Annotated in this window: 19 protein-coding genes, 1 pseudogene and 2 CRISPR repeat arrays (1 of these 22 only partly in view); of the genes and pseudogenes, 6 read left to right on the top strand and 14 right to left on the bottom strand. The window is 66.5% G+C overall.

Annotated elements, in window-relative coordinates; genetic code table 11:
* Nucleotides 1-215: direct repeats of the CRISPR family, unit length 21 nt; unit sequence CCCCGCACGCGCGGGGAGAAC; it reaches 2060 nt to the left of the window's first position.
* Nucleotides 216-271: 56 nt separating this feature from the next.
* From cas2e to ABZX02_RS25200, 10 genes are all read right to left on the bottom strand, one after another.
* On the bottom strand, nucleotides 272-631 hold the full coding sequence (cas2e, locus tag ABZX02_RS25245) for a type I-E CRISPR-associated endoribonuclease Cas2e (RefSeq protein WP_355301234.1): 360 nt from the start codon (nucleotides 629-631) through the stop codon (nucleotides 272-274).
* Nucleotides 628-1590, bottom strand: coding sequence for a type I-E CRISPR-associated endonuclease Cas1e (gene cas1e / locus ABZX02_RS25240; protein ID WP_355301232.1), 963 nt, complete (start codon nucleotides 1588-1590; stop codon nucleotides 628-630). Before cas1e ends, cas2e begins: the two co-directional genes overlap by 4 nt.
* Entirely contained in the window at nucleotides 1583-2251 is a 669-nt protein-coding gene (gene cas6e, locus ABZX02_RS25235) for a type I-E CRISPR-associated protein Cas6/Cse3/CasE (protein WP_355301230.1), read from the bottom strand. The genes cas1e and cas6e overlap by 8 nt, the downstream gene beginning before the upstream one ends.
* Nucleotides 2251-2973, bottom strand: coding sequence for a type I-E CRISPR-associated protein Cas5/CasD (gene cas5e / locus ABZX02_RS25230; protein WP_355301228.1), 723 nt, complete (start codon nucleotides 2971-2973; stop codon nucleotides 2251-2253). Before cas5e ends, cas6e begins: the two co-directional genes overlap by 1 nt.
* Nucleotides 2970-4103 carry a type I-E CRISPR-associated protein Cas7/Cse4/CasC gene (gene cas7e, locus ABZX02_RS25225; RefSeq protein ID WP_355301226.1) on the bottom strand — a complete coding sequence of 378 codons (1134 nt, stop codon included), beginning with the start codon at nucleotides 4101-4103 and terminating at the stop codon, nucleotides 2970-2972. The genes cas5e and cas7e overlap by 4 nt, the downstream gene beginning before the upstream one ends.
* A 26-nt stretch (nucleotides 4104-4129) precedes the next feature.
* Nucleotides 4130-4741, bottom strand: a complete 612-nt coding sequence (casB, locus tag ABZX02_RS25220; protein ID WP_355301225.1) for a type I-E CRISPR-associated protein Cse2/CasB — start codon at nucleotides 4739-4741, stop codon at nucleotides 4130-4132.
* Nucleotides 4742-4761: 20 nt separating this feature from the next.
* Entirely contained in the window at nucleotides 4762-6399 is a 1638-nt protein-coding gene (gene casA / locus ABZX02_RS25215; protein WP_355301223.1) for a type I-E CRISPR-associated protein Cse1/CasA, read from the bottom strand.
* The gene (gene cas3 / locus ABZX02_RS25210; RefSeq protein ID WP_355301221.1) at nucleotides 6386-9169 is read right to left on the bottom strand and encodes a CRISPR-associated helicase Cas3'; all 2784 of its coding nucleotides are present in this window, start codon (nucleotides 9167-9169) and stop codon (nucleotides 6386-6388) included. Before cas3 ends, casA begins: the two co-directional genes overlap by 14 nt.
* 165 nt (nucleotides 9170-9334) lie before the next feature.
* A complete protein-coding gene (locus ABZX02_RS25205) occupies nucleotides 9335-9613 on the bottom strand; it encodes a hypothetical protein (RefSeq protein ID WP_355301219.1) in 279 nt (92 codons plus the stop codon).
* A 935-nt stretch (nucleotides 9614-10548) separates the two neighbouring features.
* A CRISPR array of direct repeats spans nucleotides 10549-10882; the repeat unit is 28 nt; unit sequence GGACCACCCCCGCGTGCGCGGGGAGAAC.
* Nucleotides 10883-10961: 79 nt separating this feature from the next.
* On the bottom strand, nucleotides 10962-12191 hold the full coding sequence (locus ABZX02_RS25200) for a hypothetical protein (protein WP_355301217.1): 1230 nt from the start codon (nucleotides 12189-12191) through the stop codon (nucleotides 10962-10964).
* A 572-nt stretch (nucleotides 12192-12763) separates the two neighbouring features.
* Between ABZX02_RS25200 and ABZX02_RS25195 the strand changes: the two genes are divergently transcribed.
* Nucleotides 12764-13228 carry a hypothetical protein gene (locus ABZX02_RS25195; RefSeq protein WP_355301215.1) on the top strand — a complete coding sequence of 155 codons (465 nt, stop codon included), beginning with the start codon at nucleotides 12764-12766 and terminating at the stop codon, nucleotides 13226-13228.
* Between the two features lie 3 nt (nucleotides 13229-13231).
* On the opposite strand, the gene ABZX02_RS25190 is transcribed toward ABZX02_RS25195, so the two are convergent.
* Complete coding sequence (locus tag ABZX02_RS25190) at nucleotides 13232-16444, bottom strand: DUF4434 domain-containing protein (RefSeq protein WP_355301213.1); 3213 nt, start codon at nucleotides 16442-16444, stop codon at nucleotides 13232-13234.
* Between the two features lie 645 nt (nucleotides 16445-17089).
* Here ABZX02_RS25190 and ABZX02_RS25185 point away from each other — a divergent pair.
* Nucleotides 17090-17638 (top strand): annotated as a pseudogene (locus ABZX02_RS25185) (hypothetical protein); the annotation flags it as partial.
* Here the strand turns inward: ABZX02_RS25185 and ABZX02_RS25180 are convergent.
* Nucleotides 17554-21183, bottom strand: a complete 3630-nt coding sequence (locus tag ABZX02_RS25180; protein WP_355301211.1) for a hypothetical protein — start codon at nucleotides 21181-21183, stop codon at nucleotides 17554-17556. The pseudogene ABZX02_RS25185 and the gene ABZX02_RS25180 sit on opposite strands and share 85 nt — an antisense overlap.
* 154 nt (nucleotides 21184-21337) lie before the next feature.
* On the opposite strand from ABZX02_RS25180, the gene ABZX02_RS25175 reads away from it, so the two are divergent.
* Nucleotides 21338-22141, top strand: a complete 804-nt coding sequence (locus tag ABZX02_RS25175) for a hypothetical protein (RefSeq protein WP_355301209.1) — start codon at nucleotides 21338-21340, stop codon at nucleotides 22139-22141.
* A 31-nt stretch (nucleotides 22142-22172) separates the two neighbouring features.
* On the opposite strand, the gene ABZX02_RS25170 is transcribed toward ABZX02_RS25175, so the two are convergent.
* Nucleotides 22173-22811, bottom strand: coding sequence for a hypothetical protein (locus ABZX02_RS25170; RefSeq protein WP_355301207.1), 639 nt, complete (start codon nucleotides 22809-22811; stop codon nucleotides 22173-22175).
* Nucleotides 22812-23495: 684 nt separating this feature from the next.
* Here ABZX02_RS25170 and ABZX02_RS25165 point away from each other — a divergent pair.
* Genes ABZX02_RS25165 through ABZX02_RS25155 form a run of 3 tightly spaced genes read left to right on the top strand, consistent with a single transcriptional unit; the run spans nucleotide 23496 to nucleotide 25392 of the window.
* Entirely contained in the window at nucleotides 23496-23768 is a 273-nt protein-coding gene (locus ABZX02_RS25165; RefSeq protein WP_355301205.1) for a hypothetical protein, read from the top strand.
* A complete protein-coding gene (locus tag ABZX02_RS25160) occupies nucleotides 23765-24358 on the top strand; it encodes a sigma-70 family RNA polymerase sigma factor (protein ID WP_355301203.1) in 594 nt (197 codons plus the stop codon). The genes ABZX02_RS25165 and ABZX02_RS25160 overlap by 4 nt, the downstream gene beginning before the upstream one ends.
* The gene (locus tag ABZX02_RS25155; RefSeq protein WP_355301202.1) at nucleotides 24355-25392 is read left to right on the top strand and encodes a sigma-70 family RNA polymerase sigma factor; all 1038 of its coding nucleotides are present in this window, start codon (nucleotides 24355-24357) and stop codon (nucleotides 25390-25392) included. Before ABZX02_RS25160 ends, ABZX02_RS25155 begins: the two co-directional genes overlap by 4 nt.
* A gap of 439 nt (nucleotides 25393-25831) precedes the next feature.
* Here the strand turns inward: ABZX02_RS25155 and ABZX02_RS25150 are convergent, their stop codons facing one another.
* A complete protein-coding gene (locus ABZX02_RS25150; protein ID WP_355301200.1) occupies nucleotides 25832-26059 on the bottom strand; it encodes a hypothetical protein in 228 nt (75 codons plus the stop codon).
* Nucleotides 26060-26288 lie beyond the last annotated feature (229 nt).

The following is a 26288-nucleotide window of genomic DNA, read 5'->3' as shown; positions in this document are numbered from 1 at the left end:
GGGGGGACCATCCCCGCACGCGCGGGGAGAACCGTACCCAGGTGAGACTGCCCGGCATCGCGTCGGGACCATCCCCGCACGCGCGGGGAGAACAGGCCTGACCAGATGTCGAGGTACTCCTGCCACGGACCATCCCCGCACGCGCGGGGAGAACGCTTTCAGCATGATGGAGCACATCACGCTGGGCGGACCATCCCCGCACGCGCGGGGAGAACACGTCGTGACCAGCATGTTTGTCTGGGTTGAGTGCGTTTTTGATTCAGTTGGTAGGTCAACGACGTCCGTAACGCCTGCGTTTGCTGGCGTTGCTCCATCCATGCCGGCGTGGCTCTGCTGGCTCGTCGTCGGTTTCCGTGTCGGAGGTCGGCCGTAACATGAGCGTGAGCCCTTCGAAGTCCACCGGTTCCCAGTTGTGGTCGTGGACCTGGAACGCGAGTCCTTGCTCGTTGTCGGCTGCGTGGACCATGATCGCTCGTCCGGTGCTGATCATCTCGACTACGCGAATCCACATGAGGGTCCGGACTCGCGCGGTCACTTTGCCGACGAAGACTCCAGGTGAGATTTCGAGCAGCCATCGCGTGAGGTGTCCGCGTAGGCCCACGGGGCAGGCGGCGACCACGATGACGGTCATTCGTCGTCATCTCCGTAGGACGTGCCGCCGGCGACTGTCCGTCCTTTGGTGTCCCAGAGCTTGACCACATCGATGTCGTCGAAAGCTTCCGGCCCATACTCGATGAGTTCTTCGTCGTCTTCGCGCAGGAGTGTGCGGATGTCGCGGACGCAGGTGTCGAGGAACGCACCTCCGCGCATGTGGTCGCGGACTGCTCGGCGGGTCTCGGCGCCGATGTCGGCGACGTGACGGGCGGCGATGTCGAAGGCGATCGGGATGCTGATGTCGGCCTTGTAGAGGTCGGCGACGTCGTAGACGAACGACTTGACATGGCCTGTGTGGACGAATCCGAGGCCGGGCGCGCAGCCGAGAGCGACGATGACGGCGTGCACGACGCCGTACAGGCTGGTGTTCGCGGCGGACAGCGCCTGGTTGACCGGCGTACCGCCGGCGAAGTCGCTGGGATCGTAGTCCCGGCGCTCCCAGCTGATACCGGTTCGCTTGGCGTGCAATCGGTACAGCCTGCGCACGCGGGCGCCTTCCCGGCCGCGGAGTTGCTGCATCGTCAGGCCGCTGGTGTCCTCGTCGGGGAACCTCATCGCGTACATCTCTCTGGCGACGCGCAGCCGGGTCTTCTGGTTCGACACCAACGACGCCTGGGCCTCCAGCAGCCGTGACGAGGTCGCCAGCGAACGGCCGTGCGCGTAGTAGCGCACACCGTGTTCGCCGACCCAGACCGCCGTCGAGCCGCTCTCGGCGAGCAGGAGCATCGCCTGCTGACTGACGGTCGTACCCGGTCCCAGCAGTAGCGCGCCCAAGGTCGCCGCCGGGATGTGCACGACGCCCTTGGCGTCGCGGGCGGTGATGGCGTTGGCGTCGCGGTGCACTACGCAGTGCTCCAGGTACAGAAACGTCAACCGGTCCTGTGCGCGGACGAGCTGCGATAGCGGGACCGGTCGTGCGCCGGGGATGTCAGGCACGTTTCACCGGCGCGAGGGTGAGCAGCCCGCAGCCGTATCCCTTCGCCGGGCCGATTCCGTGGGTGAGGCTGTGCCGCAGCAGGGCTGGGTCGGTGATGTGGAGGCGTCCTTCGAACACCGCGGTGGTGAGGGTGACGGTGCGGCTCTGGCGCTGGAACTTGAGGTGTTCGCGGCCGCGGACGGCGACATCGGGTTCCTTGTGCTCGCCGTGAGGGACGCTGAAGCCGTGGCGTTCGGTGCGGGCGAGCAGCCACTCGGTCTGCTGGGCGACGGTGACGTGCCCGAATCGCTGGCTCCGTGTGGCGTCGGCGGTCTTGCGGCGGTTGCTCACGGGGTTGGCTTTGAGCCGGAACATCCATTCGTCGCCGGACTTGAGCCGGTCGAGCAGTGGTGTGTAGTCGCGGGTGTCCCAGCCTTGTGTGGTGGGCCAGCCGACGTTTTCCACGAGGTGGGTGAGGTCGGGCTTGTGCGGGCTGACGATGTAGAGCAGGACTTGGTGGTCGCGCTGGTCGAGCCGCCACAGCACGCGCCCGTCCTGCGTCTGCGCGGTGGTCAGGGTGGGGAAGCCGGCGAGGACGGCGGCGTGCAGCTTCTGCGGGGAGGCCAGCAGGCTGCGGGCGTCGCGGCGGGCGGGGTTGATCTCGAATCTGGTCAGGTGCATCAGGAGATCTCCTCGAACGCCGCCATCGGGTCGTGGAGGTCGGCGACAGGGGCCGCGGGCGCCGGGCGGTGAGCGGGGTTGGGGATGGTGACTCGGCCGTGGCGCACGGACCGCCAGCCGAAGCGTCGTTCGCGGGGGTCGAAGCTCAGCGGCTCGTCACGGACGAGTTCGCTGCCGGGTTCACCGTCGACACAGTCGGTCACGGTGTCGAGCACGACCTGGGCTGTGCGGCTCTGCTTCTGCACCCAGGCGGAGGCCAGCCACGGTTCCGCGCCCAGGACGGTGTCGATGTCGCCGTCGCGCAGGCCGTGCACCAGCTTGCCCGCGGGCGGGCAGGAACGGCGTCCGAGGTAGAGCGGGAAAACCGGACGCAGCAACGCTTCCTGCAAGCCCTCGAGCAACGTCTGGTCGCCGTGGATGGCGACCAGGAACACGGCGTCGGCGAGGTAGAACCGGTAGGACAGCGGCATCGCGGCGGAACCGTCGCTACTGCGGGCGGTCTGGAAGTCCCGTTCGAGCTTGCCGGGTTGCTCGACCCGGACCCCGATTCGCAGGTCGAGCAGGTCTTCCAGCGGGTCGGTGCGACGCCGGCCCTGGGCGGCGGCGAGCAGGCCGAGGACGCCGCTCTTGCTCGGTGCCCGGTCGGTGTTGCGGCGGACGAACCGGCTCGAGGTGCCCCAGGACTGCAACGGTGCGCCCATCCGCAGCAGCAGGCTGGTCACGGCTGTGCCGCCAGGCGCCCGGCGACGAGCGCGCCGACCTCGGTCACCGTGGTGTCGAAGGTGCTGCGCTGCGCGAGTTCGGCCAGGGGCGCGATCTTCTTGTCGCCGACGCCGAAGACCCAGGCGGCGACGGGCTGTTCGTCGAAGGCCTGGTGCAGATCGCGGGTGTGCTCGGTGAGGCGCTGGATCGTCTCGGCGATGCGGCCGGTCTGGGTCTCGATGGCGTCCTCGAACGCGCCGACGAGGTTGATCGACTGGGTCTCGCGGGCCACGACGAGGACCGCGTCGGGCAGGGTGCGGTTGGCGAAGGTGTTCTGCTTGCCGGTGGGCATGCTGGCCACGAACGCGCGGACGAACGCCTCGGCCGCGCGGCGGGTCGCCTCGGCGTCGCCGAGGTTGTCCTGCAGACGGTCCACGTCGACGGTGGCGAAGCGGTACAGGGTGGAGGAGTTGAACTCCACGGTGCCGATCATGCCGGCGCCGGCGTCTTCGTTGTCGTCCGCGTTCTTGTGGTCGTCGACGGCGGTGAAGTAGTCGTACTCGTTGTCCACCGCGTGCACGCTGAGCGCGTGGGCGACCTGGGCGGCGGCGTCGACGTTGAGGTCGGTGGCGTTGGCGACCATGCGACCGAACAGCGACACGTCCACGGAGTGCTCGCGGTCAGCGCGTGCCCGTGCTTCCTTCTTGTCGACCGCGACCTTGCCCTCACCTGCATCACGGGCGGTGGTGACGGCGAGCTCGGCCAGGTTCTGGACCTGACGGCGGCTCAGGAACAGCAGGAACTCCGCTTCCTGCAGGGCGTCGGCCTTGCGGGCCGCTTTGACCGTGATACCCGCGGCGGTGAGCACGTCGGTCGCGAGGTCGACGGCACGCTCACCGAGCGCAGCGTCCTGCGCGGCGATCTCGTCGGCGAGCAGCTCGACCACGCGCTTGGTACGCACGCCCAGTTCGGACGGGTCGAGGATGTGCTCGAACGCTTGGCGGGTGGCGCGTTTCCAGGCCTGGCTGGACACCCTGGCCCGCCGTTGTCCGCCATAGATCGCGGTCTTGGGGCTGCCGGTGTCGTCGCGGTTGAGGTTGCTCGGCGGCACGGTCTGGATGACGTGGATGTCGAGGATCGTGCGGGTCATAAGGATTTCCTTCAGCGCGAGGGAGATCAGGACTCGGAGTCGGGCTTCGGTGCGCGGTAGAACTCGCGGCCCCAGCGGAGCCGGACGCCCGCGGCGCCGCGTGGGCGTTGCCACCAGACGAGTTCGTCGGCCAGCAGGGCGTAGTCGAGCGGGATGGCTTTGGCCCGCAGGAGCTGGACCATGCCTCGCGTGTGGTGGACCAGTTCGCCGAGGCTGTCCGCGGTGCCGAGGGTTTGGAAGCGGCGTACCACCGGCGTGAGCGTGGGGCCGGGTTCGTCGGGGTGTAGGCGCCGCACGGCCCGGCCCAGGCCGTGACCGCGCTGGTGCATCCGCGTGCGCTGGGATTGCTGGTGCACCGCCCACAACGTCAGGACGATGTGCGCGGCGTTCTCCTCGAACGTCGGCTCATCCCCGGCGCCGGAGTGGACGAACTCCTCCGAGAGGGTGTGCTCGAGGATGTCATGCAGGCTTCCCGCGGGTTTGCCGGCACCGCGGCGCAGCCGGGCCAGAGCGGCGACTTCAGCAGACCTGTTGGCCAGCACGCCTTCCTGCAGGACCTGGATCCGCTGGTGCACCACGGTGCCAACGGTGTGCAGGTCGCGCCATTTCGGGTTGGCTTTCGCGGGTGCCGTGGGCATCGCGTCTCCTTTCACCTCGGTCATGACGCGACCGGGGCCGGTGCGGGGTAGGCGAGGGGCAGCGCCTTGCGCAGCTCCTGGTGGAACCACTTGTCGGCGTGCAGGGTCGTGATGCGTCGCTTGTCGACCACCCGGCCGCCCCATGCTTTCGCCGGTGCACGGTTGATGAGGTCCGAGCCAAGGTCGCGGATGATCGCGTTGACCGTGGTGTGCCACGCGATCTGGGTCTCGGTGAAGTCGGTATCGGCCGCCAGTGCGGCGATCCACGTGCGGAACCGGGGATCGAGTTCTGCGAAGGCAAGCTCGATCGCCCGCGTGCGCGGGCCCTCTCGTTCGTCACGGCCACACCCCGCCGCCGCGGCGAGGTCGGAGGCGAGCGCGCCGAGGGCTTTCGCGGCCCGTTCGGCGACGGTCACGCACGAGACCGCGACGCCGGCGAGATCCACCGCGTCCTGGTGCAGCAGGACCGCGTGCAGAGACAGGGCGTCGTCGATGATGTCCATGGTGGTGGAGCTCTGGTTGCCGTAGACCATCGAGATAGTGCGCAGCCGGACCGGCAGGTCCAGGCCGATCTCGTCGTCGACGCGGCCGACCCACCGCAATACGGGTGGCGTCAGGAACGGCGGGGCGTCGGTGCCCTGCGCGGTGTGCGCCGCGGGCAGCAGGGACTGCAGCCCACGCCAGATCGCCCGCTCGGGTTCGTGTTCACGGGGCATGTAGACCGGCGACCGGCCGAGCTTCTTCTCCTGGGGCTTGCTGCGACGCCACGCGGTATGAGGCTCGGCGTTGTGCATGTTCTGTGGCGTGGCCCTCTCGCCGTTGCAGATCAGCACCCGGACCACGCGGTCGCCGTCGTGGACCAGCCGGATACGACGGCTCTGCCACGTGTACAGGTCGACCGGACCCGTCGGTGCACGCCCACCTGGTTCCTCCTCCGCGGGGCCTACCGCCGGCCGTTCCCACACCGGCAGGTCGTCGTCCGGCCGTCTCGCGAGCGAGTCGTAGTCGCGGGGGATCAGGTTGAGCAGCAAGGTGTCCTTGAGCGTGCGGCCCTCGGGCAGCACGCCGCCGAGCAGTCCGCTCCAGCCGACGCCGATCGGATAGCCCTTGCCGCCCTTGACGCGGTCGTCGCCGGCCGCGCCCGACTTGATGCCCGAGGGATCGAACGCCTGCGCGTGGGCGACCCACCGTGCCGCTTCGGCGAACGACAGCGACAACGCGCCACCGAGGCGGCTGGTGAAGAACGGGTGACCGTTGGGCACATCGGCGATGAGCTTGCTCAACTCCGACGTCTCGTCCTTCAGCGTCCTGAGCCCGGCGACCTGGAAGAACGGCGTGTCCGGATGGAACAAGTCGAACCGTTCGCGGTGGCGCTCCAGGTAGAGCTCGATCGTCTCGGCGGGCAGCGTGCCGGCGTTCCACAGCGCCTCCCACTCGTCGATGTCACGCGGTCCGGCGGTCGCGCCGTGCAGGACGCCGAGCAGGAGCCGGGTCAGCGCGAAGACCTGCGTGGGCACGTCACCGAGTAGCCCGGTCAGTTCGTGCGCCCGCCGGAAAACGTCCACAAGAGACAGTTGTTCGGTTGTGCCCGTGACGCTGCGGGCGAGCAGCCACGGCTGGTGGGTCAGATCAAAGGACAAGCGGTCAGACTCGCTCATGCATCAGTCCTCGACGCGGGTCGTAGGTAACGCGGAAGTGGGCCTTGCCATGCCGTAGGACGGCGCTGCGGCCGGTGTCGAGGACGAGCACGAGCTGTCCTTTCAACAAGGGGGTCTGCCAGAAGCTGGTGAATCGGTTGTGCTCCAGCGCCGCGATCACGTCATCGATGATCCCGGGATGGCACAACGCCAGCGGAAGCCGCACGCCACACGCGGCGATCACCCGCGCCTGCTTCGGCTCCACCACGCTGTCCAGCGGCACAGCTTCGCCGCCGCCTCGTTCGATCCACTCCGGCGTCACCAACCCGCCATCGCGATCCTGTTGCACCACAAGGACTTCCAGCGACTCCTCGCCGTCGCGAACCTGCGCCGCACCCCGATGCTCGTCATCGACGTCGCCGACCCCGGCGTGCACCCAGTTGATCAGTGTCTGGGCGCGGGGACCCACCGGATCCAGCAAGAACGTGCCAGCGGTTTCCGCGCGCCTGCGCGACAAAGCGTCGGCGGCGGCACGTGCGGCATCCATTGCGGGCTGCCAGGCCTGCGGGCCCACACGGTCATCGCCGTAGGCCAGCTGAACCAGCTCCGAAATGTTCCCCGGCAACATGATCGACTCACGCGCGTCGCGCTGCAGCAGCGCGGCCGCACGCAACAGCGTGTGCTCGCCATAGACGCGACGAGACCCCCGCACAGCTCGCGCAGGCTCCGACTGCCAGTCCTCGACGCCGGTCAGCGCGCACCGAGCGGTCCGAAGCCGTGAGGGACGATGCCGATCGTGGCGGTGCAGGCGTCCGAGGCGTTGCAGCACAAGGTCGACCGGCGCGAGATCGGTCACCATCAGATCGAAGTCCACGTCCAGCGACTGCTCCACCACCTGCGAGGCCACCACGATGTGCAGCTCCGGGCGCTGACCGCGAGGCCCGAACCGCCGCAACAGTTCCTGATCGGTGCGGGCGCGGTCACAGCTGAGGAACCGGGAGTGGTTCACCGTGACGTGCTTGCTGCCGAACTCGGCTTCCAGCCTGGCGGCGGTCTCCTGCACCCGCGTGACCGTGTTGCGCACCACCACCGCGCATCCCCCGCCGGCCAGGTGCAGGCGCAGATACGCCACCAGGGCGTCGAGATCGTCATCGAGATGGTCGAGCTGCACCACCGTCTGCGTGCCGGACTGCGGCACCCTCCGCGACTCGGTGCCCGAGCTCAGCACGACCGGGTAGCCAGGATCGGGATCGTCGACGTGCTCCGACGTGATTCCGGCGCCACTGTTATAGGCGGTCATCAACTCGGCACGGCGGTCCGCTGGCAACGTCGCCGACAGCAACACCACCGGCACGCCGTACGCCCCCAGCCAATGCAGCACCCGGCGCAGGTACTGCGACATGTACACGTCGTAGGCGTGCACCTCGTCGATGATCACGACCTTGCCCGCCAACGCGAGGTGCCGCAGCATCAAGTGTCGGCTTTTCAAGCCCGCGAACAGGACCTGGTCGATCGTGCCGACCACAAAGGACGCCAGCACACCCTTCTTGCGTCCGCTGAGCCACTGGTGCGCGACCAGGCCCGCGTCGCCGGCGTCTCCGACTCCGCGGAACCGGCCTTCCCGAACCAGCCCGGCGAACTCGTCGTTGAGCGAGGCCTTGCCGTGAGCCAGCATCACGCTGACCACACCGTCGCGACCCGGAAGCCGCTCCAGCCAAGCACGTACCCGCTCGAACATCGCGTTCGTGGTCGCTTGAGTCGGCAGTGCGACGAAGCAGCCCTCCGCGCCCGAGGCCGCGGCCAGCACTTCGGCGGCAAGCAGCGCCGCCTCCGTTTTGCCTGTGCCCATCGGCGCCTCGACGATCATCAGCCCCGGCGTCGTCTGCGCCAAGGCCACCTCGACCGCGGCGGCCTGCACCGGCCGAGCACCTACAACCCAGCTGTCGAACCGGTCACGGAACAGCTGATCAACGTCGACGCCGATGCGCTGGGCTGCCCATCGTGACGGCAGTTCGAGTCGGGTCCACGCGGCCCGCAGACGCTGTTCCATCTCCAGTGTGGTCAGTTCGATCGGCGCCTCGTCGGCAGTGGCGATCGGATACAGCGGGAACAGATCGGCGTTGGAGGCGATCCAATCCGCGATGATCACGACGGCGGTCAGCAACACCTGACTGGGCAGGCTGAGCTCGACATCGCGATACCGCTGCAGCTCGATCCCACGCGACGCGCGCTCCAGGAAGAACCACCGAGCCTGCTCCCATGCACCGGTCCCACACAGATCAGAACGGCCACGCACGGCCTGCAGTTGGCCGTCGTCAGGGCTCACCCCATGGTGACTGCCGACAATGGCACCGAGTTGATTCGCCATTCCCCGGCGAGAGAAGCCATGGACACGGCTAAGCCAGTCCCGCACGGCGACGTGGCCGACCAACGCGTGGCTCACCGCACTTCGGCCAGGATCGCGAGCCAACACCGGATGCGCGACCAAACCGCGCTCGCGCATCCGATCAGCCAGGACCTCCACCTGCACGGCGAACGCCGGACTCGCCTTACCGACGTCATGGACCGCCGCGAGCCAGCACACCAAACCGCGCACACCTTCCACGCCGTCCGGGAGCTCACGAGCGATCCGGTTCAACACCTGCAACGGCAGCCAGCGATCAACCAGCAGACCCGCGACCGCGGCCGAATCGTCGAGATGCTGGTGCAGAGGCAGCCAATGCGTCACGCGTCGCTGATCGTCACGCACCGACTTCGCCCAGGCAGACAGCCAGTTGACTTCGTTGAGCATGATCCTCTCGCAAGCCGGCCGGGGAAGTTGCTGGCGTATCTCTTACCGGACCGAACGATCACGTTTGACACTTCGAACGCATGTTCGCCTGATTGGCCTAGTGATGCGGTCGGTCGATTGGTCTCGTGGATGGTCGGCCGGTGAGACGCGTCGGGTGCTGACGGGTCACTGGACCAGCCGGTGCAGCACGTCGATTGCCTTGAGGAAGGTCAATGTCGCCGCTGGTAAGCCAGCGGCCGCCGCCCCGAGGATGCGTGCCGCAGGGCCTGCAAGACCGTTTGTTCCGAAGTAGACGAGCGCAGCCATGCTGACGCCGACGATCAGGCTGAAGACCGCGGCGGCCAAGACGATCAGCAAGGTGCGTCCAGCTACGAGTCTCTGGTCTTCGCTGTTGTCGGGATCGCGCGACGCACGACGTAACATGGGGATGCTGCCTTCCTGCATGCGTGGGTGAGGGAGTAAGGACGGCCCCCGTTGCACCGGGGGCCGTTCGCTTTTGGGTGAACAGCGATGCCGTCCCTTGACTTGGTGGCTATCCACCTGAATTGCGCCCCGCCACGGCGGGGAGGAGCGTGACTTGCGTCAAGACCTCCGGAACACCTCCGGCGAGCCGGAGATTTCGATCGGTTTGATTGTTTGCATCTCGTGTGGGAGGAGGCTACTTGGGTCAAGACCTCCTTGCAATAACTCGCCGCGTGTCAGAGTAGGTGCGGATGGCCGGCGAGGTTGCGGTTGCAGTGGCGTAGTGACGTCACTTGTCGACGCGTTTCTCCTGCGTAAGTGCAGTTAGCGCTGTAGCATGAACCATGTCGATCTTGAGCCTGCCGGGCTAGTTTGCGCGCTGCTGCGGGCTCAATAATTCTGCATTGATTGGAATCTTTGCCGCTTCATGACTGGGTCCCGCGGCCATATTCCTTGCGCTTGCGGCTGGCGTCGGCAAGATTCGCGGTTGCGCAGAATAGTGTCGTCATGAAGGGGAATATTTGTATGGGAGGGCATACTTACGTGCGACGTAGTCTGCACATGGGAGATCCTTCGAGAAAGCCAGGAGCTAGCCAGGCTCAGCGGCTAGGTGGCGAAGCAGGGGACCCCTGCGTGCGCGAGGAGAACGAGTCCTGGACGACCAGCAGCGCAAGGTCCGACGGGACCCACTCCGTGACGGGAGAATTGTGCCGACCAGGACCCGGTCTGGCTTGCTCGTCTGGCCACCCTGCACGCGTGGTTAGAACGAGTGCCAGTCGGTGAGCGAGAGTGAGCTGTCGGGATCACCACGGCTGTCCGGGGAGAACATCGACGGCCTGCTTGGGCTGCACCAAGGCGGGGGGAACCGGCGTGCACAGGGAGAACGGCGCTTGTGTCGGGAAGTGAGGCCGTGGCCTGGACCACCCCCGCGTGCGTGGGGAGAACGGGCTGCCGGTGCGTACGACCCACTCCAGCGTCGGACCACCCCAGCGTACGTGGGGATGACCTGCCCGAGGGTCCGCATACGTGGCAGAACTGGGACCACCCCCGCGTGCGCGGGGAGAACCCCCAGGTACGGGCTGCCGGTGCGCACCACCCAGGACCACCCCCGCGTGCGCGGGGAGAACAGCCACGCCAGGCCCCACGCGAGCAGGGGAGTCGGACCACCCCCGCGTGCGCGGGGAGAACGATTTCGGGGGTTCCGCCAGCCGCGTGCGTTCCGGGACCACCCCCGCGTGCGCGGGGAGAACACTTCTTGACCAGGACAATTGCGCAGCCTGACGCCGAAACAGCATCAGGTTGTACTTGTCGTCATCGCAGCGGTCCAAATCTAGCCGCATGGTGGCGGCGGGATCCTCCAGGTAGCTGCGGTGGCCCCGCCTGGATCGAGGCCGTAGGTCTCCAGGTCGTCCGCTTCGTCCGCACGCCCCTGCCTGCGCAGGAAGGCCGCCAGTTCGGTCGTGCTGCCCCAGAGGGCACCACGTTCGAGACGATTCCGCATTCGGGCTTCGGCCTCGGAGGCCTGGCCGATCTCGGGCAGCAGCGCGACGAGGTCGGCTTCCGACTGGGCGTCGTGGTCCGCGCTGGGGCGCAGCAGCTCGACGGCCTGCCTGATCTCTCCTGCCTGGCGGTGGACCTCGGCCAGCCTTGTGGCAATGAATCCGTGTCCGGCCAGTGCGGCCCGTCGGTCCCAGACGCCTGCGGCGTCGAGATCGCCCTTGTCGCGCAACAGCATGCCGAGTTTCATCATGCAGGTGCGGTTGGTCGCCCGTTCCTCGAGCCACGCGATCGCCTCGCCGGATCTTCCGAGCTGTTCGAGAATCTCGATGTAGTGCAGGATCGGCACGTGCTCGCCGGCCTCGGCGCCAGCCACCCACAACTCTAAGGCTTCCTCGGCACGATCGGTTCGCCGTAGCAGCGCGGACAGCTTGGCTCGCGCGCCGATCGCACCGTCATCGAGCAGTGCGCGCAGCCGGGCTTCGCTCAGCTCGGAGGTCTTCTGCTCCTCACGCCGGGGCGCGACCAGCTCGCTCGTCGGCTGCCACTTCTGAGCTTCGTGCTCGTTACCGCTCTTGGCGTACAACTGAGCCAAGCGCCAGGCAGCTCCTCTGTCGCCCTCTGCGGCGATCGGAAGCATCAGCTCGACGGCCTCGCTGTACCCCTCCGCGGTGCACAGCAGCAACGTCATCGCGTGCACGGCGTTCGAGTCACCTGACCGTGCTCGCGGGCGCAGCCACTCGATCGCCTCGTCGACGAGCCCGTGCTGCTGCAGCTCACCCACCTGGTCCTGCATCCATCCGCCGTTGTTCGCTTCCAGCAGCCGGCGCCACCACCAGACGAGTTCTTTGCGGTCGGCGCGTTCGGCGGCAAGTCGCGCGAGGACCCACATCGCCTCGGCATCGCCCAGGCGCGCACCGAACCTGAGCCAAGCCTCCCAGTCGGGATGCGATCGGCGCCAGTGCGCGCCGAGGACCCGGCTCCACGCCATCTTGACCACGTCCGCGTCGGTGGCGATCGGCAACAGGGCGCTCATGGCGATGCGCCGGTATCCGTATCGCATCGCAGATCATCTTGACTCAGCACGAAGACAACCGCAGACGATTGCGCGTCATGGCGGTGTGCTGGGATGCGGGGTTAGCTATCGGCGCGTTCATGGCCCGATTGAACACGCGGTCCGCCCACGGTCTCGGTGCGAACGGTGATCGGTCGCCGACCTTGCCCTGGACGTCGGCTTCGGCGTCACGCCAGATGGTGCCCAGCCAGAACGGTCTGGTGGTTCAGCATGGCCAGTGAGGCGTTGCTGATCTGCGTCAGGGTGAGATTGACGTTCGGCAGCGAACTGTCTTCTTGGAACTGTGGGGACGGCAGCGCGGGCGGGCTACTTGCCGAAGACCACACGGCCGATTGTGGCGAGGTCGTCCACCACCGGCTCGGCGGGGTACGGACGGGGCACAGTGCACAGCCTCTCGAACAGGCCGCCAGTTAGCCACCAACTCTGGAACCCATCCAGTAGGGCAGGTCAAGTTGTCACCTTTACGTACAGCAGACCCAACCTGCAGCGGCTTGACCCGCAGGTCAGGTACGTTGAGCGATATTTGGCGCCTTACAGCACCTGACCGCTACGCTGCGACCGTGACGACGATGACAGCGGCGCTCGAAGCCGAGGTCGGGATGGGCAACCGCCACTGTTACGTCGAGGACGTCGCGGTGGAGGAGCCGGTAGATGCGCTCGACTTCGCCGACCGCACTCGGTGGCTGCTCGCAATGACGAACCGTTTGGTGCTGTTGAGCGAGGCCCACAGTTACCACTACGCGTCGGTCCGGGTCGAGGCTTGGACCGCGGAACCGCCGACACAGGATGGTTGGGGAGTGCCGCAGGAGGTCGCGTTGCGGCTGGACGAGGGCTCGGTCGAGCTTTGGGAGCTCGGCGCGGGCCACGCAACCGCCGGGCCGCTGGTGCTGGGGTTTGACGGTGACGTGCGTGCTCGTGGTTACCGGCGGGGCGGGCGGGAGGTCGACGCGCAGGCGGGGATCGCTCACGGGGTGGAGAGCTTCCTGGTGCGGTTCTGGCCGGACGACCAGCCAGAACCGCGGTGAACGTCAGGACTGGCCGCGGATCTCGACCTCGTCGATCAAGGTCCACGCCGTGCCGCTGTCGATCTCGATCTTGACGTACTGGCCGGACACATTGGCAAGGTTGATGGCCCGGTAGCGCTTGGTCTGCATCCTTGCGCTGACTGCGGGGATGTCGATGGACGAGACCTGCCGGAAGTTCACGCCGTCATCCGAGACGTGGTACTTCACGTTCGGCGGCAGGAACGCGTAGTCCTCGCGCACCTGGAACCAGTTTGTATTGATCTCGGTGATGTCCTTTCTCGACCCGAGGTTCACGATGAAGTTGTAGCCGCCGACCGCGTTTCGGCCCTGCCAGGCGGCGCTGTAGAGCGGCGGGCCGAACTTGCCGTCGGTGAGTGACCTGCCGACGTCCGCGTAGAGCGGGTCAGCAGGCACGTCCGTCGTGTAGGTGCAGCCGGGTTGACCGTCTGCGGCACCACACCGCGCATGGTTCACCGGCGAGTTGGGCAATGCCGGTGTCGTGGCGGTCGCGGGGTTGCTTGCGTCAGACTCCTGACCGGAGCCGTCGAACGCCTTGACCTGGTAGACGTTCACCGAAGAGCCATCGAGCTGGCGGTCCACAAAGCCGGACGCGCTGGAAAGCTTGTCGGCGACGAGCTCCCCGTTGCGGTAGATGTGGTAGCCGGCCACGCCGCTTTGAGCGTCGCTGGACGCTCCCCAGGACAACGTGATCGTCTGCGGGTCGTTCACCACCGCCGTGAGGCTGGTAGGCCTCGATGGCCGGTCGCCGTCCAAACCGGACGTTCGCACGGCGTCCTGCTGAAGCCAGTTCTGGTATGCGCGCTGGTAGACATCCGTGCCGAACGGCGAGCGCGGGGACTGGTAGTGGTTGTATGAAAACGACCAGTACGCGGCCACGTGGCCCTTGACCGCCTTCATGGACGAGACGATCTCGTTGACCAGCATGGGTTGCAGGCCCGAGGCGCCGATCTTGAACGTCTCGGTGTCGGCGATCAGCACGGTCCTCGCGCGGGCGAGCATGATGGCGTTGCGCATCGCGGCGAACCACGGCTCGATCGTCGCCGGCGTGCCGTGACCCGCGCCGACACCGTCCTGCAGCGCCAGCACGTCGATCTGCACCTGTTCGAGGATGCTCTGCCACATGTCCGCGTACTCGCCCTCATCCTGCCAGCCCGGCAGCCGGTTGTTCACCGCGTTGAAGAACGGCGCGATCAACGTCGGCCTCGGGCCACCCGGCATCGTCTTCAACCCCTCGGTCACCTTGCGGTAGAACGAGATCATCCGCTGCTGGGCGATGTCGGAGCTGAAGTGGACGTTGTCGAGCTCGAAGGACAGGTACCAGCCGCGGAACGACGAATGGCCGCCGTAACGGGTCGCGAGCTCGCGAGCAAAGGCCAGAGCGGTGTCGGCCTCCCGGTCAAGCCAGTACGGATCGCCCGCGTAGACCCTCCACCAGTCGTCGTTGACCTGCAGGCCGACCCACACGCCGACGCCGGTGGCGTCCGCAGCGTTCAGTGTCCTGCTGACGACGTCGGTGTTCGTGATCTGTCGATAGCCGGGTTGGGAGGTCGGGAAGACCGCGGTCTGCGCGCCGCGTTCGCGCTTGTCGTGGCTGTTGGCCGACCATTGCAGCACGAGCTGGGACATGTACTGCGACTTCATGGTCGAGAACTCGTCGGTCAGCTGGCTGTTCGACCAGCGGTCGACGAGGTCGGGCTGAATGAACGAACCGCTCAGCCGTCCTTTCGCGGCCGGGTCCATCGGGAATGGGGGCGCGCCAGGGCCAGGGGGAGCACCTCCGCCCGTGCACGAACCGCAGTTCACGACGTTGATGTAGAAACCGTGGTCCAAGTCGCGGTACAGGATGCGGTCACGCCAGACGTACCCGGTAGAGCCGTTGAGCAGACCACCAGCCCGGGAGTTTTCACCGGAGGGCACCGCTTTGACGGAGAAGTTTCCGTCCCCCTTGCCGGCGCCCTCTGCGGTCATTGCCATCGGGTATTCGTCGCACTCCTGCTCGTCCGTGTCGATCTCGGGCAGCCCTGTATTCGCATATGGGGGTTTCCGTCGGCACGCCGCATCGACCGCCGCACGATTCGCGCGGTAGTCGGCGGTGTCGTCGGCCGTGCCGGTCGTGGGGATCCTGCGCAGGGACCCGGAATTACCGTTGTACTTTCCAGGGATGGATTTGGGGATGCCGTAGTTCGGGTAGGTCTGCTCCGGGTGATCCTGTGCGTTCTTGATGTGCGCGGCCACGCCATCCACGCCGTCGCCGATCAGCGAGTACTGGAAGAACGGGTCCACATCGTCGAAGATGCACGCCTTGGGCCTGTTTCGAAAGTAGGTTGCCGAGTCGCAGCGCAGCATGTGCAGCTGGCCCTCACCGCCGACCGTCGTGTTTCCCTGTGCGTCAACGGCCTGCCCGACGAGCTTCCAGAAGAACCGCGCCATCTTGTCCGGCAAGCTGTTCACCGAGTCGCCCTCGTTGGACCTGATGATCCACGAGAACCACTCTGTCGGCCCCCAGGCGTCCTCGCCCCATTCGCTGAGCGGGCGCTCCACCTGACCGCCGACCACCTCACACCCGCTGACGTCCAAGTGGCACACGGGACCCATGCGGGCACTGCCACCACCACGGAAGGTACCCGTGGTGTCGACGTCCTCACCGCGCAGGAACAACTTGACGTTGCGGTCGGTGTTGTTGCCGTAGGCGATGGCCGTGTAGGTAATGGTGACGGTGCCGACCACCAAGCCGGTCTGGGCGTTGATGATCTCGCCGTAGGAGTCGTGGCGCTGGCACCACAGAAAGCGGTTCCAGGTGCGTCCGTCCTCGTTGTTGGAGTTGGCGTCCGCGACGCACGCGTCGACATCCTGCTGCTTGGGCTGGTCCGGAACGCCGGCTGCAGCCTGGACTCCCATCTCTGCCTTGTTCTGCGGCGACTCGCCGTTGTCGGGGATGTCAGACGCCTTGATCACCGACAACGACCCCGTGCGGCGGGCGAACGCGGCCGCGTCTTCAGCGGTTGGTCGTCGTTCTGCGGGCTTGGAACCGCCGATCTTGCCCGGTTTGATCGCGTCCCTCTCGAGCAGGGACATCGAGCCGGACGGCTTCTTCGACCATTTGTCCGGTGCGGCGCTGGACGGCGTGACTAACGCGAAAACGGACATAAACGCGATCGCGACCGCGAGCGCGGCTCTGCTTCTTTTGGGCAGCACAAATCCCCCAGCTGGCAAGATAGAGCGTGAGCGCACGTGCGCACACGTGTGACGCCGGACTGACGCCCGGCGAAGAAGAGGAGACCTCAGTTACTGGTTATTTTGATGCAAACACTTTCGGACCCCCAGGTCATTTATCGGCTACGGCAGATGCTCGCACATGTCTGCTCGTTGTTGTAGCCCGTAACTGTCGGCTGGTTGCCGCTGCGGCTAACGGTCACGCCCCCACAACCGGATAGACTGGCCGCGCGTCGGTAAGGTGCGCGAAGCCTTCAGCAGAGTCTCCCAGCTGGTCGAGCCCTTTCAGGAACCGGACCGGGGTGCCTGGAGGTCTTCGTGGTAGGGGTGGCCGATGACGCGCTCGCGGCCGCGTTCTACCTGCTCGCACATGGGACCGGCGGCGTGCGGGACACCCCGGACGAAAGGCAGGCCGCACGGCGTCGAGCCGTGCACGTGTTCCGGCGGGCCGGTCCCGCGCTCTCGAGGTCCGGCACGCCGCGCTGTGGTTGCACTTCGCGGAACTAGCCGCCGCGGCCAGCGCGGACCAGCTGGTCGTCAGCGTTCCTCAGGTCAGCCAGGTGCTCCGGCGCTTCCCGCCGGCGATGAAGAGGTGGGTGTGGGACCCCCGACCACCACCGGGATCCCAAGCGGTGGGGGGTCAACGCGGAGCGCGAAGTGCAAGCGATCCTGTGGGTCATGCTCCGAGCCGTCTTCGACGACGTGGTCGACGAGGAGAACCTGCCGAAGCTCGGGCGTAGCGCCTATCGCGCGGACTTCGCGCTTCCCGACCTCGGGTTGCTCGTAGAGATCAAGTACGTGCGCACCAAGCACCACTTCAAGGAAGTGGAACAGGAGGTGATGGTCGACACGATCGGCTACCTCAAGGACAGCGAGCGCTACCGCGAGATTGTCGTCTTTCATCTACGACGACTCGTGCTCCACCGAACACCACGACGAAATTCGGCGGGCGCTGGCCGACCTGCCGGAAACGCCGACGTGATCATCGTGTCGTGTCCCGGAGCGATTCCCCCGGCAGATGAGCGCAGAGCTGCTGTGGCTTCGGGGCCCGCCTGTGCCGTGAGCGGCGGGCCGCGGAACCAGCGTCCGGACTACTCGTCGTGGTCGTCCTCGGCCTGCTTGTCCCAGTACTTCCCCTCTGCGCGAAGGAACTCGGCGTGGTCGCGGAGGACCTGAGCGGTGAACGGCCACTCGTTCTGGATCTGGTCTGCCCAGTCCGAGTACTGCTGGGCGGTCGCCCGTTCTCGCGGTCCTCCCTCGTACGGGTCCCTGGTCGAGAACGTGGTGTTGTTGGCAAGACCGAGGCCGAACCCGTCTCGTAGTTCGTAGGCGTCCGGCAGCTCCAGGACGTCCCGGACCGGCTCGCACGGCCAGGCTCCGTCCTGTCCCGGCGGACCGGCGGAGATAAGCGTGCCGATGGCTCGGTCACCCTTACGCCGCAGCTCGGAGTCGTGCAGCGCGTCTCGGACGTTCCGAACCCAGCTGAGCAGGCGCTCGCGGTCCACCTGGTCGCCGATCTGGCCTGGTACGCACCGCAGCTGCTCGGCTTTCAGGTAGAACCGGAAAGCCTTGGGGTTGAGCTTCCCGGTCGGCAGGTAGCGGAACCGGTGCAGCTCGACGAACGCGGCGGGATCGGCGGCGATGGCCTCGAGCAACGCGGTCGGTGTGCGGTCGTGGAACAGGTCGAAGAAGGCGAGTTCCCACCTCGCGACCGCCCGCAGGTCGTGCCCCGAGCTGTGGAGGTAGCTGATGAGCCTTCCCACCTCCCACGCGGTGTGGGTGCCGATCCGTCCTGGCGAGTTCAACAGTGCGTCGAAAGCGGCTTCGATCAACTCAGCGGAAGGTCGCCAGGGCTTGTCGTTTCCGTGCAACGCCATGGACAGGGCGTCGACGACGGCTTCCGGCCGACCACGCCGAAGGATCTCCGCCAGGTACTCCTGAGGTCGTTCTGCGGGGAAGGGGAACGCCGGAGTCAGCAACCAGAAGCCGTCGCTCACCTCCCGGCTCTCCGCCGAGACCAGCTCGGCTGCCAGGCCAACCGGTAGCGCGATCAGGAAAGCGGTCCGCGCGCCCGTTTCCTCCGACAGGGTTGCTGCCGCGTCGGCCACCCACTGCCGGCCGCTTTCAGCCGCCCGGCGCCAAACCCATTCCTTCGCGAACGGGGTCCCCAGGTAGCCCAACACCTCCTCCCGCACCGAGTCTCCCGCTACCTGCGCGAGCATCATGCCGACGAGGTCTCCCCGCTTGCTTGCCGCGGCCAGCCGCGCGACTCCGTCGACACCGTGCCGTTCCAGCTCTTCGGCGACGACCTCGCGCCGCAACTCCTCGAGTTTGGTCCGGTGGTGCTCGAGGTCTGCCGAGGCGATCCCGGGGAGATGCGGATGCCAGCCGAACAGCCAGGCGTGCCTGGCCGGATCGGACTCCGGCTCGATCCGATCCAGGAAGGCGCCCAGGCGGTCGGTGTGTTCGGGCGAGAGGTGCCGAGACCCGTCTGTAGCCGCCAGCTCACGGCGCACGACCTCGTCACCCGCCTCCCACAGTTCGCGCGTCACCTGTGCGCCCAGGACACTCGTGTCGACCACGTCGAGGGCGGAGAGCAGCGGATCACGCCAGCTCTGCGGAAGCCAGCTGATGCGCGGCAGGAACTCCACCCAGCGCCGGGGAACCGCGGCCAGATCGGCGAGCACCGCGTCGAGCACCTCGTCCAGGTAGGCCTGGGCCGTCTCCGAGGGGTGCTGTTCGACGCCCGTCCAGTCGATGCGCACCTTCGGCCGTGCCGGGTACATCAGGAAGGGATGCGGCTCGATCAGATCCAGCAGCAGTTGCCATCCCACCTCTGGGTGACGCACCCGTACCTGCTTGATGAGCGCCGGGCGGTGGTCGAGCGGCACGGGGCTCACCGGAAGGTGGATGAGCGCGTCCACGAGCGACCGGGCCGGACGGTTGGCCCACTTTCCGCCGGGATCGATCTCTGCCAGACGGGCCATCAGCAGGACCGCGCGCGTGCTGTGCTCTGGAGCCCATGTCAGTGTCTCGAGCGCCCACAGCAGCCCGGTGTGCGCCGGGTGCCGGAACATCGACCGTTCCTCGGAATCGTCGAACATTGTGCGCAGCACCGGACTGTCGCCGCGCATCGCCTGGTCCACAGCGTCGGCGAACACCTGCGGGCAGGCCTCGGCGAGCAACGGGAGCACGTCGCTGAGCGACCGCCACAGCAGGCCGGTGCGGTCCTCGTTCGCTTTCCTCAACAGCTGAACGACAACCCTTGCCGCGTGGGTCTTCGCCTCGTCGCCTGCCACGGTCGTCGTTCCGGAGTCGCCGAGGCGCGCCAGACCGTGAGCGATTCCCTCGCGCAGCTCGTCGGAAAAGGTGCGGGCGATACCTCTGACGGCCGCCGACATGACCTCCGGCCCGGCAAGGGAGAGCACCGGATCGACCTCGCTCAGAACGTCGAGGGCCGCCGCGCTGAACCGCTGGACGTCGGTGGCGCTCACCTGCGTCCTCAGCTGGGTCCACGCGTCGTGCGGGTCGGCAAGCTGCCAACGTGAGCCGCTACGGTGCACCAACGGATCGCCGGAGGTCGAGGAGGACGTCACAAAGCGGTCGACGTCGGCGTAGTCCTGACCGGTGATCCGAGCGAGCACGGCGTGGTCGGACGCGTTGGACGCGGACCACCGGCTGACCAACGTCAACGGTGCCGCGATCGCCGACGCGGGTGCTTGCGTCCACGGCGGCTGCGGCTCGTTCGGGTGCAGCCTGCGGGTCACCGCACGGAGACTGCGCCGGACGAGGCCCGCGTAGTCGTGCGCCTCGTGCAGGGGCAGGCCCCGGCGGAGGAAGGCGTCACGTGCCTGGTCGCGAGGTATTCGAGGCAGGACAAGACTTTCGGGGCGGCCCTCGAGTCCGTCGCGTGCGATGATCACATGTCGGGTGTCTTGCGTCTGCCGGACCGGAACGCTGTCGCTCATCACCACGGCGGGGAACGACGGTGGAATCCTCGCGGCGTGCTCCCATCCCTTCTCGGAGGTGAGCAGCATCGCGCGGTGGTGCGGGTCGTGCTGGTCCAGGACGGCCGCGCAGAACGCGGCCACCTCGTCCGTGGTCTGCCCGTGGACGACCAGGTTCCCCGGTGGACCTGCCAGCCAGGACCGCAGCTGCTCCGCGACGGCCTCCCGTCCGAGCAACACCAGGTCCGCCGGCAGTTCAGGCCCGGCGAACACGGACCGTTCGCGGGCCCACGTCGCCAGATCGCTGATCCCGTCCCTGACGCCGATCGCGAGCTCCGGCACGTCGTCGATCAACCGGTCGACCAGTCCGGGTATCGAGTGCGGTTCGCGCGAGGTCAACCGTACATACTGGCACTTGGCCAGTCCCGCGAGGTCCTCGGGCAACTCGTCCGCCGCGAGCTTCTTGCCGCCAAGCCCCAGAACGGGGATCACGGGCTTGCCCGCGGCCAGCACCGTCGCGATCTCTCCGCGGACGACGTCGTCCGGCTCGAACAGCCGCTCCTTGAAGTCGGACAGCCACCTCTCGCCGATCACGGCGATCATCGCGGAGCAGTTCTCGACCGCGCTCCACATGATCGGTTCGTAGTCGCGCCCGAGAGCGATGGACTTGCTCGAGCGGAATACCCGCTCGTCGCCGAAGATCGTGCTGAGCGCCGAGTCCAGCCAGGCGGCCTTGTCCTCGCCGTCACCGTTTCGGAAGTTGATGAACAGCATGGCGTCCAGGGTGCTCCGGTCCTCCAGCCGGGCACCACCCGTTTCCCGTCTCCTTCCCACGGCCTTACAAGGAGACGATCTGTCCACAGAGGACTGTGGTGGCGTTTTCTGGAGTCCTGACCAGGTTGTCTGGGCTGGGTGAGAACCTGGTGCGGTGACGTTTCATGACGACGACGAAGACCTCGATCTCGTGCTCGGCCAGGCGCACGAACTGCTCGGCGACGCGGACGACCTGTTCGCGCAACGCCTCGTGCAGGCGTCGCGCCTGCACCTGCGCCGTGACGGCGGCTTCTTCCACCCGATTCCTGGCGACAACTGGAGGAGTGACACCTACGAGGCCGTCCTTGAGGTACCGCAGGCACTCGTGCCCGAGTTCACCAGCGAGGTGACAGACCGGATCTGGACCAAGTTGCAGGCGGTGCTGCACCGGCACAACCGAGAGGACGTCTTCGGCGTCGTGGTGGAACCGGCGCTTCCACCGCTGCCCGAGGTAGCGCCTGACTGGCGCGAACGAGCCGCGTTCCAGGCACCTGCCGAGCGGCCCATCAACCAGGCCCGCCGGGAACGGGCGGCAGCCGGTTACCCCACGCGGGACGGGATGACGTTCACCAGCGTGGAGGAGACAGCGGTGTACGACCTGCTCGTGGAGCTGCAGAAGGAGAGCTCGCGGCACCGGACCTTCTCGGTGATGCCGCTGCCCGGGGTCAAGCTCCGGGACGTCGGCGTACGAACGCCCGACTTCGTGGTGCTGGGCAACGGTCGCGCGCTCGTCATCGAGGTGGATGGCCCGCACCACTACGGCCTCACGCGCAAGGCCGACGACGCGGACCGCGATCGTCACTGGGACCGGTGCGGGGTCCACACCGTCCGGATCGGCGCACACCACACCGCCGACCCCGCTTCACTCAAGGACCTGTTGAAGGAGGAGCTGGGACGGCGGTTGTTCCAGGTGAGCTGAGGCTGGACAGGCAACGTGTCCGCGAAGCTGGTCAACGCCGGCCGGGGTGCCGCATCGGGCGCGCCAAGTCGTCCTCGGTGATGTGATCGCGCCAGATCGTCGACATCATCCGCGTCCATGGCTTCAGCGGCGACGAGTTCATCGTTCTGTACTTGGCTGGGCGGTCAGCGAAGTAGTGCGGACGCGGCAGCTCTGACTTCTCGTCTTCGGTGAAGGAACGCCATCCTCCGGAGTAGGCGATCCGCTGCGGGTTGGCGATGATGGACTGCGCCGTTGAACGGATGCGTGCATCGACCACTCCGATGTCGACCAGGTGGCACAGGGCGGCGATGCGGGCAGGAAGACAGTCGGCCAGTGCCGGAGGCTGCGACAGCTCGGCGAGAACAGCTGCTGCTTCAGCTGGATCGCCAGTGACCCGCCACAAGGCGTGAGCCGCCTCGGCCTGCATCCATAGGTCAGCGGAGCGGGTCAAGGCCCGCAGGGCGTCGGCACACGCGGCTGCGTCGGGGCCGAGGTCGGCTACCAACGCGATGGTGGTGTGTCGGGGCTCCGGTCGGGCCAGGTGGCGGGTCAACGCGGTGAGACCGAGGTCAGGGTCGGCGCCGGTGCGCCACAGCGCCCACGCCACAGCTTGCTCGCAACGCCCGAGGCGGGTGATTTCGTCCACCACCTGGACTACCTCGTTGAACGAGGTAGTCCAGCGACTGCTCGCGGCGCTCCAGGGCGGCGCGCTCTTCGACGGATTCACCGCAGCCTATGACGACGGTGAACTGCGCTGACTACTGCCGCACAAGAACTCCGCTGGAGCATACGACTTGGGCTATCCCTACTCGGACCACCTATAAATAGCGGCTTGGCGCTGCTGCGAGAGAGGGACGGCTACGTGCTGCCGGGCGGCTTGGCCGCTGGGCGTCCGCGCCCAGCGAGGACCGCAACGGTCCGGTGACCTTGGCCGGCGAACTCCGACAGCACGGGTAGCGCCGGGCGTCCGCACTCAGCAAGGATCGCAACTCCATGCAGATCCATAGCTTGGAGTTGTGACCGATGGGCAGCGCTCGGCGTCCGGTCTCGGCGAGCTTCGCAACTCCGACGTCGGTGACCTCGGCGGGTGAGCGACCAGTGCTGCGGGGGTGACGTCGGCCGCGAGAATGATGGGCTAAGCAAGGCACGAGCGTGGGCTGATCGAGCCGACTTTCCGGCTGCTGTGGGGGCTTTAGGACCGGTCCTGCCGCCCGATGAGAGCCGAAGTTCGACATGTGACCGTCGACACAATCTCTTGTTGATCTTTCTCGTCCGACCCCGTCTGAAGGTTTGACTATTACAAGCCGCGACGTCGCATCCGAGGAGGATTCTCATGGCGCTCGAACATCTGGCCGTCGTGCCGGACGAGGGACTGGTGATCGCCCCGCCACCTCGCCTGGCCGGGCTGCTGAGTGCAGCGATTCGGGTTCGCGGCGAGGTGACTCTCGCGATGGAGCGAGGTGCCACGATGTCTGAACTCGCTTCGACGCTCGCTAAGCAAGACCGTCCAGCCACCGTTACTGCGACGGAAGCCAACGGCACAAGTTGGACTATCAGCTTCGGCGCGGTGGAAGCGGCCGATGCCACGGAGGTCGCACCACAGTGACAGACGTCCAAGATGATCCGCCTGAGCAACGTGAGTGCGAGGTTGACTCGCAGGAGATTCTGCGCGATGCCTACCGGCTCATCCTCGCGTTCTTCCGAAGGCGGGTCCCAACGAAGGCAATCGCGTACGAGTTGAGTCACGACACCTTTGTTCGCTTGGTGGTCTGGCGGAGTCGCAACAACTGTCGTCTGCCGGACGACCTGATGGGGTTCCTGTACCGGCACGCCGAATGGGTCCGCTGCGACTACTTCAAGAAGTTGGCCAAGATCGGCGAGGCTGAAGCGCTGACTGGAGACTGCATGGATCTTGCAGCGCTAGCCAACGGCAAACTCCTCGCGTCAGTGACGCTGCCAGAAGCGCTGATCGACGTCGCAAGTACCGTCGACCTGGAGAGAGCGGTCGCAGCCTTACCGGAACGGACACGCCTGGCACTGGTACTCCGGTTCGTCGACGACCTCCCGACACCTCGGATCGCCAACGTCCTTGGTATCTCGCCACAAGCCGTCAACGAGAAGATCAGGAAAGGCGTTGCTGAACTGAGCGAGTCTCAGCACCTGGCCGGCTATGCACCGAGGGGAGGCCATCGATGAACATCGAGGCGTCAAACGACGCTATCGGTCCATGTCGTGAACTGTCCGACGACGAGATCGACGGATGCTTGGACCGAGTGAATGCGACATTCGGCGCGCTCAGCTCGGGCAGCTACGACGACATCTGTAAGTCGGTGGTAGCTGTCGAGACGGCCTGGGCGGCTGAACCGGCACGAAAGAGTAGGACGCCCGAGCTGAAATCGCGATTCAGTGATCTGGGCACCTCGCGGAAGTTGCCGTTCGGACTACGCCGTCGGTCGGATTCGGATGCCGACCTGATTGAATCCGTTCGCGCCGGATGCGTTGAAGCATTTGGTCGTCTCTTCGAGCGTCACGTTCGGTCTGCTCAACGACTGGCGTACCAGCTCTGCTCCGCAGAGACAGACGCTGACGACCTTGTCGCTGACGCGTTCGCCAAGGTGTTGGCGGCGATTAAGGCAGGCGGCGGACCGATCGCGGCGTTCCGGCCATACCTGCTCACGGCGGTCCGTCATGTCGCGTACGACAAGAGCCGCAAGGAACCAAAGCCCGGTAAGAGCCTCCCAGAGGCTGAGGTTGCTGAACTGGATCAAGCCTTGGCGGCTACCGCCTTTGCAAGCCTGCCCGAGCGGTGGCAGACCGTGCTGTGGCACACCGCTATCGAGGAACAAAGCCCAGGCGAGATCGCACCGCTGCTTGGGCTCACTGCGATTGAGGTGTCGGTGATGGCTCAACGCGCACGTGAGGCGCTTCGGGAGGCTTTCGTCGATGCTCACGTCGACAAGGAACCGTCAGACGACTGCCGTCTCGCGGTCACGAGACTGGGCGCTTGGACCCGCGGTGGGTTGCTGGGAAGACAAGCCGCAGACGTGAGCAGGCACTTGGAAGGCTGCGTCAGCTGTCAAGCACTCGCCGCTGAACTGACGGATCTTCACGGGCCACTTGCTGACGTGACTGGCGCTGTACGACGACTTGTCGCCCCCGTGGTGCTTGGCGCAGACACGGACGGGTATCTCGCCAATCGGCCGGACTTCACACGGAGTGCTATGACATAACCACGAGTAAACGCACGCCGCAATTGTGCATCGGTTTGACTGACAACGATCAGTCACGATGGAACAAGTGAAACCCTTGTGGCCGCGTAGTGCAGAGCGGAACGATTCCAAGGGAATCAACGGTCGTCGCTCAGGCTTCGTCTAGCCTCGGCGGCAACCTTCGGGAGCAATCGGGGAGCAGAACCGTGCGTTGAACGTGTCAGTACGGTTCTCAACGAACTTGAACAGACCCGCGCTGACCTGCGGAAGTCCTATTTCCGCAGGTCAGCGCAGTTCAGGTTCGATAACTGTCCGCGTAGTGTTCGCAGATTGAGGCTGATCAGCGGACCAGTCCGTATGCGCTGGTCAGATGGCTTGTGGACAACGCTCGCGTCGAGGTGTTGGTGCTGACTGGAGCAATCTGGGAGCGCACGTGCTGAACCCTTGCAAAGCAACGTGTTCACTCGACTTTGTCGGGTACTTCCGAGATCCAAGACCAACCGCCTTCGAGCTCCTGGCGGTGCTGGAGCTGTCCGAGCATCCTGCTGATCATTGACTCGGTCACGTGTGAATACCGGTCATCGGTGGGATTGCGTTTGTGTCTCAACCGCTCCAGCCGGAGCACGCGCGGCACATCATCCTCGATGAGCGAAGTCTTCTGCGTCTGCTGGTGATCGTGGAAGACCATGCCCTCCTTCAGCGGAGCCCGGTCGAGCCCTTGGTTGCCGGAGACGGTCGGCAACCAACGGTGTACGTCGCGGGCACTGGTCGACGTCTTGGGCGGAGTTGGGTCTGTGTCGCTGCTCGGTAGACGGACGGCTCGCAGGTGTCACCGGCCTGCGAGCAGATCCGGCGTCGATCGACGCACGACCGAGTCTGGGGCGCGGGCTGGTTCCCCCGCGCCCCACAAGGCCGGC

The organism is Lentzea sp. NPDC003310 (assembly GCF_040610935.1).
Lineage (GTDB): Bacteria > Actinomycetota > Actinomycetes > Mycobacteriales > Pseudonocardiaceae > Lentzea.
Note: the sequence above shows the minus strand (reverse complement) of the source record. Positions and strands in the feature narration are given on the sequence as shown.